The sequence below is a fragment of the Nitrososphaerota archaeon genome, from assembly GCA_027887005.1.
Lineage (GTDB): Archaea > Thermoproteota > Nitrososphaeria > Nitrososphaerales > Gagatemarchaeaceae > UBA183.
The window spans coordinates 14,812-29,508 of the sequence record JAPCJI010000005.1; the positions used below are offsets into that span (position 1 = coordinate 14,812).

Here is a 14,697-nt window from a genome sequence, read left to right on the forward strand (position 1 = left end):
TTTAACTCGATAGATGAGTCCCAAGGCCATCTTGAAGGACCAAGCAGAGAAAGCAGAGACTTTCAGGAATCTCCATCGATCGGGTAGGATCCTGATACTTCCCAACGGCTGGGACGTGCCGAGCGCCCGGATGTTCGAGGAGGCGGGGTTCCCCGCAGTCGCGACGTCGAGCGCGGGGATGATGGTCTCTTTGGGCTACCCTGACGGGGAGGTCATCGACAAGGATGAGTTCCTCTCTGCCATCAAGCGGATTGCGGGCACGCTCACTGTGCCGCTGAGCGCTGACGTCGTCGGGGGTTTCGGCGAGTCCCCCAACCAGGTGTCCTCAATGGTCGAGAAGGTCGTCCAGGCAGGAGCGGTGGGGATAAACATCGAAGACTTCGTTCACGCATCCAAGGAACTGGTCCCCGTTGAAAGGCAGGTCGAGAAGTTGAAGGTCCTGAAAGCGCTCGGCTCGTCAATGAAAGTCCCGTTCGTGATTAACGCCCGCACAGACGCCTACAGATTCGCTCCCGGAGATGAACGGTCGAGGCTCAATGAGGCGATCAGAAGATGCGTCGCCTACAGAGATGTCGGTGCGGATTGCGTCTACCCGATGGGACTCGTCGACGGCGCCTCGATAAAAGAAGTTGTGGACGCGGTAGATTTCCCGGTCAACGTGATGGTGAGGAAGGGGCTTCCGCCGATATCGGAGCTCGTGAGGCTGGGGGTCGCAAGAGTGAGCTTCGGTCCGAGCGCGTCCTACGCGACGATGGGCCTGCTGAAGCGTGCTGCCAAGGAGGTCATGGAGAAAGGGACCTATGAGACTCTGGTAGAGGGCGCGGTCGGCTTCGACGAATTGAACTCCTTGGCGTCTCCCAGGAAATAGAAGACTCTTCTCAGACCTTTACGCCCAGTATCTGTTCGATGATGTCGGAGAGGGTGATCATGCCGACCATGCGCTCGCCGTCGAACACGAAGGCGATGGTGGTGCCAGAGTCCTGCATCTTCTCCATGACCGAGGCCAGGCCGTCGTCCTTGTCGACGCTGGCCGGCTGGATCATGTAGTTTCCGATGTTGGCGTCCAGTAGCTCCCTGCCCATGGCCTTCGATATGGTTCGGAAGGTGACCGCCCCTACGTATGTCTTCTTCTTGCTGTCGTAGACCGGCATCCTCGGATGGTTGGTCTTCCCCATGGCCTTCACTGCGTCAAGTATTGTCGCGCTGCTCTCTATCGAAACTATGCCCTCGATCGGAGTGAGGGCGTCCATCGCCGTGTTCTTCGAGGAAGCCAAGGCAGTTCTGAGGAGCCTGCCCGCGTCAGGTTCGATATGGCCGGCCTTCTCGAGCATTGTCACCACGTCCTCGAACTCCGAGGCGAGGTCCACCTCCTTGTACCCAGGCTTGCCGACCAGCCTTTCGGAAAGCCACCGTGCGAAGGTTGTCATAGGGACCGCAATAGGTGCCAACAGGCTCGTCAACGCCTTTGAGGTTGGGGCCAGCAGTATCGACATCCTCAGGGCGTTCTCGATTCCGATGGCTTTGGGAAGTAGGGAGACGAGCGTCATGATGACGAAAGAGCCCGCGACAGCGCTGTAAACCCAACCGATGGGCCCGAAATAATCTGACAATACCAGACCGATTGTCGTAGCAAGGACGACGTTGGAGACGGTGTCGATGAACGTGGTCACGCTTACCAGCCTCGTCTTCTCGTTCACGATTTCGAGTGCCTGGGCCGCTTTCTTCGAGCCGCCGCCGATGGAGGAGCTCAGGGAGAACGGGCGGAGCGTCAGGTAGGTCGCCTCGATGAGGGATGACCAGAAGGCGACGAAGATAGCGGCCACCAGGGCGATGTAGACGATTGGACTGGTCAAATGGAGATTCCTCTGCCCGGCCTACCGCCTTCAGGTGACAAGTGTTCCTATCTTTTCGCCGTGGACGGCCTTCAGGACTCCCTTGGGGTCGGCCCCGTTCAGGACCACCAGCCTGATCCTCGACTCTACGAGATGGTTGACGGCTACCGGGTCGACGATGCTGTGGATTCCGGGCCTGTGCTCTCCGCCGAGGATCTCCTTGACCTTCTCGTAGGAGATCTGATCCAGTTTCTTCGCCTTCTTGTCGGTCCGCGGGTCTGCGGTGTAGATCCCGTCTCTGTCCGAGGCCTTGACGAGGAGGTCGGCCCTCCACCTCTGGGCGACCATCGCGGCCACGGTGTCGGTGGTGATGCCCGGCTTCAGTCCTCCCATCACGGCCACCCTGTTCCTCGCGAGCCTCTGAAGCATGCCGTCTATGGACGTGGGGACCGAGCTTACTCCGCCCAGCTTCATGGCCACCAGGCGGGCGTTCAGCCTTGACGCGTGTATAGCGATGGTGTCCTGTTGGTAGGGTGACAGGCCCATCTGCTCTGCGGACTTGATGTACTCCCTTGATACTGTGCCGCCCCCGACAATCACCGCGACCGAGTGCCCTTCGTAGTTCAGGTCGGAGACGACCTCTGCGTAGGCGTCGACGATCTTCGCGTCGGGCGGAGACTTCAGCACCGACCCACCGATCCTGAGCACTGTCTTCAATTGGTCAACTCTCCCTTTCGCGGTTTCATTGCGCGATAGGTTTTATAAATGGGTGAGGGGTCATTTTACCGTTCCAATGTCTGCTACCTCCCGTTCCGCGTCCGCCACTTCGGCCTGACGCAGAGGTAGCTCCGCATTGTCTACAAAACCCGACTCGGTCAGGCTATACAAGGTCAGGAAGCTCATCTCCGAACTCGCGTCCAAGGAAGGGAGGGGGACCGAGCTGGTGTCCCTTTACGTGCCCCCGAAGAAGCCCATTCACGAGGTCATTGCCAACCTGCGGGAGGAGTGGGGGACGGCTGGCAACATCAAGTCGGACACGACCAGGAACCACGTGCAGGACGCACTCACCAAGACGATGCAGAAGCTCAAGCTGTACAGGACTGCGCCTGAGACTGGGCTGGTGATATTCTCCGGTGCCCTCCCCACCAACGGTCCGGGGAGCGAAGTGGTGAACCTCTACGAGATTGTGCCGCCGAAGCCCGTCACCGCGTACCTGTACATGTGCGACGACCACTTCCACCTCGACTGGCTGAAGGACATGTTGAGGGAAGACAAGGTCTTCGGGATCCTTGCGATCGACGCAAGCGAGGCGGGGCTGGGGATATTGAGCGGCGACAGCCTGGAGATTCCCGACGTGTTGACTTCCGGCATCTCGGGGAAGACGAGGAAGGGAGGGCAGTCGGCAAGGAGATACGAGAGGGGCAGGGAGATGGAGCTCACCTACTACTACCACAGGGTATCGGAGCACGCCACCAGGGTCTTCATCCAGGGTGCCAAGGTCACGGGGATGATAGTGGGAGGACCGGGGCCCACAAAGGAGGAGTTCCTCAAGGGAGGGTTCCTGCACTACGAGCTGCAGAACAAGGTGCTGGCGGTCATAGACCTCGGATACTCCGGCAGGGAGGGAGTGAGGGAGTTGGTCGAAAAAGCCTCGGATACTTTGAAGGATGTGCGGCTCGTGGAGGAGAAGAAGCTGGTGCAGAAGTTCCTGTCAGAGGTGAACAGGCCGGGAGGGCTGGCGGTGTACGGGATCCCGAGGGTCTTCGACGCGATGAGCAAAGCCAACGTGGAGGTCGTCCTGGTATCGGACGCGGTGGACACGGTCAGGGTGGAGGCGAAGTGCAGGAAGTGCGGCATGGTCAAGGCGGAGGTGACCCTGGGGTCGGGGAAGGTGCAGAAGAAGCAGGAGCTGATCTCCGCGGCATGCACGAAGTGCGGAGCGACCGACTACGACCTCCTCGAGAGGGACCTGGTTGACGTCCTCGAGGAGACGGCCTACCAGGTAGGCTCGAAGGTCGAGGTGATCTCGTCGGGGACTGAGGAGGGGAGCATGTTCAAGAGCTTCGGCGGAGTTGCGGCGCTGCTTAGATACAGAACGAACTGACTAGGAAGACTTCACGGTCTCTAGGGCGAGAGTGTGCGAGCCCATGATGACGACGTAATAGGTCGCCCCGCTCAAGATTCCTCCCGACGACATCATCGAAGCGATGGTCCCCGAGTAGGTGAAGGTGGCTGAGGCGCCCCCGGTGAGCTGGTAGCCGTCTGAGGAAAGGGCAGAGTCGACGGCGTCGTTTTCGTTGCCTTCGCCGTGGTTGCTATTCATGGAGCCCGCGCCCAACAGGTGCAACGAGCCGTCGGACCCGACAGCGAAGACAACAGAATTGCCGACAGAGGCGAGCGCCGACCCAGACCTCTCTCCGGGAGAGGTAGCGGTCAGGATGACCATTCGGATGACTATGGAATCGGTGCCGGGGTTGGAAGCAGAGAAGGAGAAGGAGTGGGTCGAGAGTGATAGTCCGCTGATCGTAAGGTTGTCAGAGTGGTTGGAGACGAAGGAGTGGAACCAGTCCTGCCCTTCCATGGAGGACTGATGACCCACGTGCTTTAGCGACTGGACCACTTCGCCCTGTGGGAGCTGCAAGGCCTTGGCTCCCGTCGTTATGACGAAATTCGGGTTGGATGCGTTGCCAAGGTTGAGGACCGTCGGCTGTATGTCCACCAGCGCTGCTGCAGTTGTAGAGGAGTTGACCTCGAGGCCCCCGATGATCGGGACCATCAGCTTCCCGCTGTTCACCGTAGCGGAGTAGTTCGTCCCGAGGAACTTGACTTTCGCCGAGGTTATGTTGAACTCCAGGAGGTTGTACCTGCCGCTCGGCACGTTCCCGGTCGAAATCGTCTGGCTCAGGTTGACTAGGCCCATGGTGTCGATTGTGCCGTGCCCCTCGACGTTCACCCACCCGCTGTCTCCGAGGGTGGTGAGGTGCAGGGCCAGGTTCGAGTATGAGATGTACACAGCCGAGACCCCTTCGGGAACGGTCGGCGGGTCAGTAAGAAGAATCGAGACCGAGCCTGGAGAACCAACGTTCAGGGCCCCCGTCGGACCCAGGACGCCAAGAGTGGCTCCAGAGAAGATCATGACGGCAGCCAAGGCTAGGCCGACGACTCCGTAGGCCGCTGCCTTGATTTTGATTTCCACGTCTCAACCAGTGCATCATGAGGTTATCAACCAACGTTTTTGAACGTGGAGTGCCTGGGTGCGGTACCCGGTCGTTTCATTGAGTCAGCCCGCTCCACCCCCGCCAGAGAAGAAGACCTCAGGGATGGTGGACGCGGAGCTGAAGGGGAACACTCTCAGGGTGTACGTCTACGCCATCAAGAAGAGGAAGGTTGGGGTCAGGGAGGTACAGCGCGCTCTTCTGATGTCTAACCCCTCGCTTGCCCAGTACCACCTGAACAAACTGAGGGAGCTGGGACTCGTAGCCGAGAACAATGGCGAGTACGAGGTTGTGAATGAAGTCAAGGTCGACGTGATGAGGGACTTCCTGAGGGTAGGGACGCTCATCGTGCCGAGGTTCATCTTCTATGCCGTTTTCACCAGCGTCTTCGCAGCCTACCTGACTGTGGTGGCCTACCCGTACTTCCAGTTGCTCCCCGTACTCGGGTGGTTCTCTGCCGCGTTGGTCTTCTCGGCCGCCGCTTTCTGGTACGAGGCACAGCGAGCGTGGCGGTCGGTTCCGTCTCCCTGATAGGATTCGCTGGATTCGGCGAACGGGTCTTTCAAGTATAAGTAGGACGGCCTGCGCCAAAACCAAGACCGATGATAAGAATCGGGCTCATCGGGAAGACGAACGCGGGAAAGACGACGCTCTTCAACTCGATGACGCTGTTGTCGGGGGAGATTTCCAATTATCCGTTCACCACGAAGACCCCGGAGACAGGGATAGCCAGCGCGGTGACGCCCTGCGTCCACAAGGAGTTCGGGGTCCTGGACAACCCCGCCAATTCCAGATGCGACGACGGGTGGAGGTTCGTTCCGGTGGAGGTGACAGACCTGCCCGGCCTGATCAAAGGCGCCTGGATGGGCAAAGGCCTGGGAAACCAGTTCCTCAGCGTGGCGGCGCAGTCGGACGCGCTGCTACATGTGGTGGACGCGTCGGGGAGCGTCGACAAGGACGGGAAGATTTCAGAGCCAGGGACCGGCGACCCGATGGCGGACCTGGCGGACGTCGAGCTCGAGCTCGTGCTCTGGTACACCAAACTGTTCACCGCGAACCTGCCGAAGATCTCCAAGCTCTCGAAGACTCCGGGATATGGCGTGCCGACGGCGGTGGAGGAGGTGATGCGGGGCATAGGGGTCAGGAAGGAGCACGTCGTGATGGCGATGAACGAGGTCGTGCTAGGCGACAAGGCCTTCGACTCGTGGAACGAGAAGGACATCCAGGGCTTCTGCTGGTCGCTGCGTGAGTTCTCGAAGCCTACCCTGGTCATAGCGAACAAGATGGACCTGCCCTTCGCTTCGGAGAATTTCCAGAATCTGAGGGAGAAGTACAAGGGCCTGATAGTCGTGCCGACGAGCGGAGAGGCGGAGCTGACCCTGAGGCGGGCCGAGGCGAAGAAGCTGATCAAATACGTGCCGGGGGAGGAGAGGTTTGAGATCCTGAAGCCCCAGGACCTGAATGACGCCCAGAGGAGCGCCCTGGCCTATATCAGGCGGAAGGTTTTCGGGGAGTACCTCAGGACCGGGGTGCAGTTCGCGCTCAACATCGCTGTCTTCAAGCTGCTCAAGATGAACGCGATCTATCCCGTGGCGGACGCTGAGAAGCTGACGGACAAACATGGACGCGTCCTGCCCGACGTCTATCTGATGCCGACGGGGTCCACGGTGGAAGAGCTCGCAGGGACCGTCCATTCGGACCTGGTCAAGGGCCTGGTGTACGCCGTTGACGTTAGGACAGGCCTGCACCTCCCGACCAACTACGTCCTCCACGACAGGGATGTCCTGTCCATCATATCGACTGCCAAGAGAAGCTAACGAGAGCCTTAAAGAGCCTGAGTGCTCTGTTCCTTCAGAGAGAGTTGTCACACGGAGGGCCCCATCTGTCAGACCTGGAGCTCAGGTACCCCTTCGCCCCGAAATCGAGGAAGTTCTTCGAAGCCATTCCCGTCGAGGAGGGGCTGGCCAGCCGCGAAGTCCTGGAGCAGACTGAGAACAGGCTTCTGAGCGCCCTCGGGAGGGTGAGGTACGAACCGCATATGTCCGGGCTGATCGAGTTCTCGAGTTTCTTTGCCTCGGCCCTGGTCGCGAGCCAGGACTCGGTGCTTGCTTCAAGGTTCTCCAAGAAGGAGGCGGAATTGGCGAAGCAGTACTTCATGCGGGAGGGGCCGAGGGAGAAGGTGTTCGTCATGTCGGAGTGCTTCGGGGGAAAGTTCGAGGAGGCTGGCGGTGGGGACGGTCGGCCGAGGTACTCGGTGCCCTTCGAGGGATATCTTTCCCTGGTTTCGAAGTTCGAGCTGGCGAAGTCGCCGAAGTGGAAGCTGACCAGGCAGGCCCTCGAAGACGGCGTTGTCTTCGTCAGCGACAACCTCCTCAACGACCTCTTCGGGGACTGCGCACAGGCAGTGGTGGCGGAGGGAGTCAAGAACCTGAGGCGGGCTCCGTTCCCCAAGCAGCTTCTCGAAGCCAAGGGTAAGGTCATGCAGTACGTGCCGGCCCAGAGGCCTAAGACCGGGAAGGGGTACCTCTACGTCGAAGACCTGCTGAAGCATCCGGTCACGGATGGTAGGCACCGGCTCGTCTGGCTCGTCCTCGCACCCTATCTGGTCAACGTCAAGAAGGTGGACGACGTGGAGGCGATTGATAAGATAAGGGCCTTCGTGTCGGTGGGCGGAGAGACAAGGGACCTGAAGCGCTTCGTGGAATACAACGTCAGGAGGGCCCGGAGGAACGGCCTCCTGCCCCCGACCTTCTCGACGATCAAGGCCGAGCACCCGGACATCTACTCCCTCCTACCGAAGGAGGTCCTCCTCGCGGAGGCGGCCCCCAGCCCGAAGGGGGCCAAGCGAGCTCAGCCGTAGCAATCGGTTGTACGGAGCACGTCTGGGGCTTGGCAGGCAGCCGGGCCTGTTTTTTCTTAAGCAATAGATACCAGCGACTTCGGACGAGGCATAGTTGAAGCTGAAAGATTTCGCGAGAACAGGACGGAAGGTCTCCGAGGTCGGGATGGGGACCTACTACGACCCGCTCTGGATTGCGACGTCTTTCCTTGGGTGGAAGAGGGGGGGCGGCGAGAAGGTGAAGGCCGTCGAGGGGGGACTGGATGCGGGGATCACGCTCGTGGACACAGCCGAGATCTACGGCTCTGAGCCACTGGTTGCGGAAGCAATCAGGCATAGGAAGAGAGAGGACGTCTTCCTGGCGACCAAGGTCTGGTCGAACCACTTACACAGGGACGCCTTGATCAGGTCGTTCGAGAAGAGCCTCAGGCGGCTCGATACTTCGTACATCGACCTCTACCAGGTCCACTGGCCCAACCCCAGCGTCCCCATCAAAGAGACCATGGCTGCCATGGAAGAGCTGGTCGAGGCCGGCAAGTTGATGCACATCGGAGTGAGCAACTTCAACCTGACGCAAGTGGAAGAGGCGAACGCCGCCCTCCCGAAGTCACAGCTCAGTGCTGTACAACTGGACTACAGCTTGATCCACAGGAACATCGAGAGTGAAATACTCCCCTACTGCGAAAGAGAAGGAATCGCGCTCCTTGCCTACTATCCGCTGGGGCACGGGAAGCTCGTTTCAAACTCTGGACTGGATGGGGTTTCGGCTAGGTACGGAAAGACCCGAGCGCAGGTTGCGCTCAGATGGCTGGCCAGGAAGCAGAACGTCTTCCCGATTCCGAGGGCGTCCTCGCCAGGACATGTTGTCGAGAACGCCGGCGCGAGCGACTGGGAGATCACGGCTGAGGACGCGGCAGAGTTGGAAGCCCGTTTCTTGTAATCGCTTAAATCGCTGGAATAGGGGCCTGCCGGCAAGGCGGGTGAGTGACCTCCACCCGATCCGCCATAGAAATCCCGGAGTTGGAGGAAGTGGAAACAAGAAAGAAACCGTCGAAAACGAGGGATGTTGCGCTTGCCGCCGTCCTTGCTGCTCTATATGCGGCTGATGTAGTCTTCTTCGCTCCGATAAGCTTCCAGGCCATCCAGGTACGAATCGCCGACGTGCTCCTCCCGCTGTCCATCCTGTTCGGACCGGCCGCAGTGGCAGGCCTCACCTTGGGGGTGCTTGTCGGGAACTTCTACGCCAGTCCCTTTGGCGGGGTCGACATCATAGGCGGGACGATAGCAAACTTCGTTGCGACAGCCCTTGCCTTGTACATAGGCAGGAGGAGGTTTACGGGAGCCTGGGTAGCGGCGATAGCTGCCGAGGTGATCGCGGTCAGCCTGATCGTGGGGAGCTATCTGGCAGGCCTCACTGATACGCCACTCTGGCTGATGTTCCTGGAAATCGCCGCTGGGGAGATAGTAGCAGTCGGGATAGGGGGCTATGCCCTCTTGAAGGCGGTGGACAGGGTGATCAACCGAAGGACTATCCCAGCGACCCAGAAACCGTCTTAACTTCAAATAGGCCGTGAGAGGCACGCTCACAGCGTTTGCAGCCACAGTTCTCGGCCAAGCTTGAGGCCACCTCTTGGGACCCCAGGTTGGAAGCCGAGTTGAGGATGATATGGGATACTGAAAATATCTTTGAGTTTCATCCAAAGAACAACAAGAATGGCAACTTTGTGATGGACACCCCGCCCCCCTACCCGTCGGGGAAGCCCTGGCACCCGGGTGCACTCACTCAGTACTCGCAGATAGACATGATGGCCCGGGCGGCGAGGATGAGAGGGCTGCAGGTCCTATACCCGGTCGGCATAGACAGGAACGGGCTTCCGGTCGAGATATTCGCCGAGAGGAAGTACAGGGTCCAGATGCGCAAGACGCCGCGTGAGGAGTTCATCAACCTCTGCAAGCACGCGCTGGACGACCTGGAGGCCTACATGGTGGGCCTTCTGAAGACCTTGGGCATTTCCGGGGATTTCCGGGGCAAGTACAGGACGGACTCGGAGGAATTCCGGGCTCTGACCCAGTGGTCTTTCATCGAGCTCTGGAGGAAGGGGCTGATCTACCTAGCGAACAGGCCCAACAACTACTGCATCGACTGCAATACGACGATAGCTGATGCTGAAATCGAATATGAGGAACTTCCCACATATCTGGTGACGAACCGGTTCAAGGTAAAGGAGACGAAGCAGGAGCTCCAGGTGGCGACCACTCGGCCCGAGCTGCTTGCGGCCTGCCAGATGGTGGTGGTCAATCCGAGCGATGCGCGGTACAGGAAGCTGATCGGGAAGACGGCGGTGGTGCCGATCTATAACAAGGAAGTGCCCGTCAGGGCCCACAAGAGCGTAGACCCCAAGTTCGGGAGCGGCGTGGTGATGGTCTGCAGCTACGGGGACTACAACGATGTGATGCTGTTCAGGGAGTTCAAGCTGAAGGAAGTGGTGGCCATAGACCTGGACGGGAAGATGACGGCCGTCGCAGGGAAGTACGCGGGGATTCCTGTGAAGGACGCGAGGTCCCAGATAATCCAGGACCTGCAGGAGATGGGCCTGGCTGTGAAGGTGGAGCAGATCCAGCACAGGACGCCCCTCTGCGAGAGGAGCCGCACCCCCATCGAAATCATACCTATGGAGGAGTACTACCTCAAGCAGCTGGAGTTCAAGGCCGCGCTGAAGAGGCTCGCGAGGAAGATCGAGTTCCACCCGCCGATGCATAGGCAGGTGCTGCTGGACTGGATAGACGTGCTGACCACCGACTACCCCATCTCCAGGAGGAGGTACTATTCCACAGAGATTCCGGTCTGGTACTGCAGCAAGTGCAACACGCCGCACCTGCCCAAGCCAGGCAAGTACTACAGGCCGTGGAGGGACGAAGCGCCGTTCAAGAAGTGCAAGAAGTGCGGGAACATCAAGTTCAACGGCGAGACGAGGACCTTCGACACGTGGATGGACTCGAGCCTTTCTCCACTCTTCATCACGAAGTACCTGAAGAATGCGAAGTTCCATTCACTGACCTACCCTGCGACGATCCGCGTGCAGGGGAAGGACATCGTCAGGACGTGGCTCTACTACACCCTGCTCAAGTGCTACCAGCTGACTGGAAGGGCGCCCTTCAAGCACGCCTGGATAGGAGGCCTCGGACAGGATGCACAGGGCCGTGCCATGAGGAAGAGCCTAGGTAACTTCGTTGACATCGAGCCAGTGCTGACGAGGTCGGGAGCGGACGCCTTCAGGTACTGGGGAGCCTCGGAGTCGGGCCTCGGATACGATTTCAGATTCAGCGAAGAGAGGATCCTCGGCGCCGGGAAGTTCCTCACGAAGCTCTGGAACACGTGCAGGTTCATCAGCTCCTTCCCGCAACCGGAGACAGCCCAGCTCAACTGGACGGACAAGTGGATGCTCAACGAACTAGGGAAGCTGACGGAAGAGTGCACCAAGGCCTACGAGAACTTCGACGTCTTCACTGTCTCGACCAAGGTCAGGGAGTTCCTGTGGAACGTCTTCGCGTCGAACTACCTTGAGATGGCGAAGGGCAGGGCCTACGGAGACGGTACGAAGGAGGAGCAGGAGGCCGCATGGTACACGCTACACAAGGTGGTCAAGAGCATCCTGCTGCTGCTCGCTCCGATAACGCCGTACATCACGGACTACGTCTGGAGGAAGATCTACGGGACCCAGAGCATCCATTTGGAAAGGCTGCCGAGGGCCGAGAGGTTCGACGTAACGGAAAAGATGAACGAGGGCATACTCGAGTTCAACGCCCAGGTGTGGAAGACAAAGCGGGACAAGGGGCTGGCGCTCAAGGACTCGATCAATGCCAAGATTCCGGCGAACCTCAAGCACTTCGAGAAGGACCTCGTCCGGATGCACCACCTGACGAAGTAGCTGCGCTTCATCCAACATCGTCGTTTGCAGTAGATTGATTCGTTGATTGCCCTTGCTTAAATACGAACCCCGCACCGTGGGATTTGGATGCAGAGCTTCGCCGTCGTCAGGTGCATCTGGTGTGGTAACGCTGTGAACCCGACCAACAGCCTTGAGCTGGTCTACGAGACCTGCGCCGATTGCCTTGTTCCCCTCCCTACGGAGTAGCTCGCCTAGGCCTTCGAAATCAGGTCGTACTCTGAGTCGGTGAATCGGGTCGCGACCGACCCTACGTTTTCCTCCGTGTGTGCGATGCTCGATGATTTCGGGATCGCCAGGACCTGTTCGTTGTGCGTCACCCAGTTGAGTGCGAGCTGGACCGGGGTCATCGCGTACTTCTCAAGAAGAGCCCTAGGAGTCTTTGACTCAGGTATCTTCCCCTTGGCGATCGGCGTGTAGGCGATGAGCGACAGGCGCTCCTCCTCGCAGTATGGAAGCAGGTCAGCCTCTACGCTGCGGTTCAGCAAGGAATACTCCACCTGATTGGATGCGAGCTCCTCCTTCGCCAGGGCTTCGCGGGCGGCCACGGTCTGGTCGACGGTGAAGTTGCTCACTCCGATGTACCTGACCTTCCCGGCGCGGACGAGTTCCTCCATGGCAGCCATGGTCTCTTTGATGGGGACGCTGGGGTTGGGCCAGTGGACCTGGTAGAGGTCGATGTACGAAGTATCGAGCCGCCTGAGGCTTCCTTCGCAGGCCGAGATGACCGAGTCGTGGCCGAGGTTGCTGGGGGAGACTTTCGTGGCGATCAGAACGTCATCGCGGACGCCCCGGACCGCTTCCCCCACCACCTCTTCCGACCTTCCGCCCGCATAGATTTCTGCGGTGTCGATCAGATTGATGCCCAACTGAATCCCTCTCCTGAGGGCCGCCACCTGTGTGGATCTCTCTCCGGGGTGGCTGTAGACGCCCATTCTCCAGGTTCCCATCCCAATGGTGGAGACCTTCTCCCCTGTCCTCCCCAGCTTCCTGTATTCCATGCAGGCCAGGGTCAGGAGTTTCTGTTGCTTTAGACCTAGCGCGTCAAGAGGAATTGCTGGACAGCGAGCCACGGGTGAGATTTGGACTCACGACCTGCTGCTTACAAGGCAGCTGCTCTAGCCAGGCTGAGCTACCGTGGCGCGACTCTGGCGCCCCCGCTCTCGGTTTATCTCCTTTGTCCGCACGGATTCTCTAGTCGCTGCTTCTGGCTAGGACTTGGAAGACATCCCCGATTGTCGCCGACATGTATGAGAGGTATTCGTCATCGCTGAATTCGACCACGTCGACCCTGTTTGTTTTTGCCGCGATTCTGTGGCTCAACAGGTGGTAGCAGAGTTCGTCCCTTCCCCTGGTGACCTTGAAGAAGAAGTCGCTGCAGGAGCAGTAGGGCTTCTCGGGGTCGATGAACTCGTCCCCCGCCTTTCCCACGACGGTGAAGACCTTCCTCTCACTCGGGGCGAACCTGCACTCTTTGACCCCTCCAGCCAGGACAGTGTCCAGGGCCTTCTCGAACTTGCGGCCGTATTTCGCGAATTCCTCGACCTTCTTTCTCAGTTCATCCCGCTCTTCGGCCACTGTGTCACCGGGCCTCCTCCAGGAATTCGGAGAGTGGCTTTTGGCCCCCGACGTCGCTGAGTTCGGAGACGCGGATGCCGACTCGGCGGAAGTCCTTGTCCACCGAAGATGCCAGGTCTCTGAAGAGGGCCAGCCCCGAATCTTTGATCGTGGCCGCGTCGCTGATGGGTGTGTCAAACGTCTTGCTCTTCGTCTTGGTGGAAAGGTCGGTCAGGATGCCGATGGCTGATAGCGTTCTGAAGGATTTGCCGGACGCCGAAAGCTTTCCCTGTATGTGCTCGACCCCCTGCGCCAGCTGACCGAAGGCCTCCTCTGCGTCTCGGGTGTCTCTTTTGAGGGTGACGATGCGGCTGAACTGCGTGGGCTGCTGGTCGACCAGGACTGGGTCCGCGTCTGTGCCCGTTGCAGCGGCAAGCAAGTATGAAGCAAGCTTCCTTCCGAGGCGTCGGTCGATTTCGGAGGGGTTGGCCCTCGCCAAGTCCCCCACAGTCTTCACCCCGACCTCGGCGAGGGAGGCCGCAGTCTTCGGCCCCACTCCGTAGAGTTTGGTCACTTTGAGTGGGTTGAGAAAAGTCTCGGTCGACTCGGGCGACACCATCGTAAGGCCGTCAGGCTTGGCGAAGTCTGACCCGACCTTGGCGACCACCTTACTCCTACCGAGGCCGATGGAGCAGGTCAGGTGCTCGCTCTGATAGAGGACGCTCTTGATTCCTTTGGCAAGTTGGGTCGCGGCCGAGTAGTCTCCTTCAGTGGATGCTGAGACGTCGAAGAAGGCCTCGTCGATTCCCGTCTTCTCGAGCAGGTCCACGCGCTCGGCGACCAGCTGCATGACTCGGTCGGAGACGGCCTCATATTTCTCGTGCTGCATCCTGATGACCACTGGGTCGTGGCCCTGAAGCTTCGCCTTGGCGGCCGCAATCGGCATCCCCGACCCTACGCCCAACGCCCGAGCCTTGTAGTTCGAAGTGCTGACGACCCCGCTCTCCTCGGTCCTTCCGGAGAAGACACATACGATGACGGGTTTGTCCTTGATTGAGGGGTTTTCAACCTCCTCGACCTGGGCGTAGAAGTAGTCGAGGTCGATGTGGCCGATGACCCGGTTCAAGAATGAGAAAGGGGCCCCAGTCCGAATTTAAGGTGTTTTGAAAGTGGGGTCGGCCGGATTTGAACCAGCGATCTTCAGCGCCCGAGGCTGAAAGCCTAGACCAGACTAGCCGACGACCCCTAACAACCGGCCGGGACTGCCTCCGTTTATATCCTATCAGAGGCTTCGAGGCAGTCGGTCA

Annotated in this window: 14 protein-coding genes and 2 tRNA genes; 8 read left to right on the plus strand and 8 right to left on the minus strand. The window is 59.4% G+C overall.

From position 1 onward, the window contains the following. The first annotated feature begins 31 nt into the window (after positions 1-31). Entirely contained in the window at positions 32-868 is an 837-nt protein-coding gene (locus OK438_05085; GenBank protein MDA4124809.1) for an isocitrate lyase/phosphoenolpyruvate mutase family protein, read from the plus strand. Between the two features lie 10 nt (positions 869-878). On the opposite strand, the gene OK438_05090 is transcribed toward OK438_05085, so the two are convergent. Both OK438_05090 and pyrH read right to left on the minus strand, forming a co-directional pair. Continuing rightward, positions 879-1,853 (minus strand): CNNM domain-containing protein, encoded by a 975-nt coding sequence (locus tag OK438_05090; protein ID MDA4124810.1) that lies wholly within the window; start codon positions 1,851-1,853, stop codon positions 879-881. A gap of 30 nt (positions 1,854-1,883) precedes the next feature. Next, the gene (gene pyrH, locus OK438_05095; protein MDA4124811.1) at positions 1,884-2,540 is read right to left on the minus strand and encodes a UMP kinase; all 657 of its coding nucleotides are present in this window, start codon (positions 2,538-2,540) and stop codon (positions 1,884-1,886) included. Positions 2,541-2,685: 145 nt separating this feature from the next. Between pyrH and prf1 the strand changes: the two genes are divergently transcribed. Then, positions 2,686-3,936 (plus strand): peptide chain release factor aRF-1, encoded by a 1,251-nt coding sequence (gene prf1, locus OK438_05100; GenBank protein ID MDA4124812.1) that lies wholly within the window; start codon positions 2,686-2,688, stop codon positions 3,934-3,936. Here prf1 and OK438_05105 read toward each other — a convergent pair whose 3' ends face one another. Then, a complete protein-coding gene (locus OK438_05105) occupies positions 3,937-5,028 on the minus strand; it encodes a DUF4382 domain-containing protein (GenBank protein ID MDA4124813.1) in 1,092 nt (363 codons plus the stop codon). A gap of 79 nt (positions 5,029-5,107) precedes the next feature. Here OK438_05105 and OK438_05110 point away from each other — a divergent pair, with 79 nt between their 5' ends. The 6 genes from OK438_05110 (at position 5,108) to OK438_05135 (ending at position 11,815) form a co-directional block, all read left to right on the plus strand. Beyond that, complete coding sequence (locus tag OK438_05110) at positions 5,108-5,578, plus strand: hypothetical protein (protein ID MDA4124814.1); 471 nt, start codon at positions 5,108-5,110, stop codon at positions 5,576-5,578. Positions 5,579-5,649: 71 nt separating this feature from the next. Then, positions 5,650-6,864: a YchF-related putative GTPase gene (gene ychF, locus OK438_05115; GenBank protein ID MDA4124815.1), complete on the plus strand. Its 1,215-nt coding sequence runs from the start codon at positions 5,650-5,652 to the stop codon at positions 6,862-6,864. Positions 6,865-6,908: 44 nt separating this feature from the next. After that, positions 6,909-7,907, plus strand: coding sequence for a DNA primase noncatalytic subunit PriX (gene priX / locus OK438_05120; GenBank protein ID MDA4124816.1), 999 nt, complete (start codon positions 6,909-6,911; stop codon positions 7,905-7,907). A 94-nt stretch (positions 7,908-8,001) separates the two neighbouring features. Further along, positions 8,002-8,826, plus strand: coding sequence for an aldo/keto reductase (locus OK438_05125; protein ID MDA4124817.1), 825 nt, complete (start codon positions 8,002-8,004; stop codon positions 8,824-8,826). Between the two features lie 44 nt (positions 8,827-8,870). Next, complete coding sequence (locus tag OK438_05130; protein MDA4124818.1) at positions 8,871-9,443, plus strand: QueT transporter family protein; 573 nt, start codon at positions 8,871-8,873, stop codon at positions 9,441-9,443. Positions 9,444-9,478: 35 nt separating this feature from the next. Then, positions 9,479-11,815 (plus strand): valine--tRNA ligase, encoded by a 2,337-nt coding sequence (locus OK438_05135; GenBank protein MDA4124819.1) that lies wholly within the window; start codon positions 9,479-9,481, stop codon positions 11,813-11,815. Between the two features lie 212 nt (positions 11,816-12,027). On the opposite strand, the gene OK438_05140 is transcribed toward OK438_05135, so the two are convergent. The 5 genes from OK438_05140 to OK438_05160 form a co-directional block, all read right to left on the minus strand. After that, positions 12,028-12,834 carry an aldo/keto reductase gene (locus OK438_05140; GenBank protein ID MDA4124820.1) on the minus strand — a complete coding sequence of 269 codons (807 nt, stop codon included), beginning with the start codon at positions 12,832-12,834 and terminating at the stop codon, positions 12,028-12,030. 66 nt (positions 12,835-12,900) lie between these two features. After that, positions 12,901-12,975: transfer RNA gene (locus tag OK438_05145), tRNA-Thr, on the minus strand. A gap of 52 nt (positions 12,976-13,027) precedes the next feature. Further along, entirely contained in the window at positions 13,028-13,411 is a 384-nt protein-coding gene (locus OK438_05150) for a hypothetical protein (protein MDA4124821.1), read from the minus strand. A gap of 4 nt (positions 13,412-13,415) precedes the next feature. Beyond that, the gene (locus OK438_05155; GenBank protein ID MDA4124822.1) at positions 13,416-14,516 is read right to left on the minus strand and encodes a DNA polymerase IV; all 1,101 of its coding nucleotides are present in this window, start codon (positions 14,514-14,516) and stop codon (positions 13,416-13,418) included. Between the two features lie 44 nt (positions 14,517-14,560). After that, a tRNA-Pro gene (locus OK438_05160) sits at positions 14,561-14,636 on the minus strand. Positions 14,637-14,697: the final 61 nt, after the last annotated feature.

Bases quoted from the DNA above. Each gene is read 5' to 3' on its own strand.
- ychF (MDA4124815.1), top strand. From the start codon at position 5,650: ATGATAAGAATCGGGCTCATCGGGAAGACGAACGCGGGAAAGACGACG.
- OK438_05140 (MDA4124820.1), bottom strand. From the start codon at position 12,834: ATGGAATACAGGAAGCTGGGGAGGACAGGGGAGAAGGTCTCCACCATT.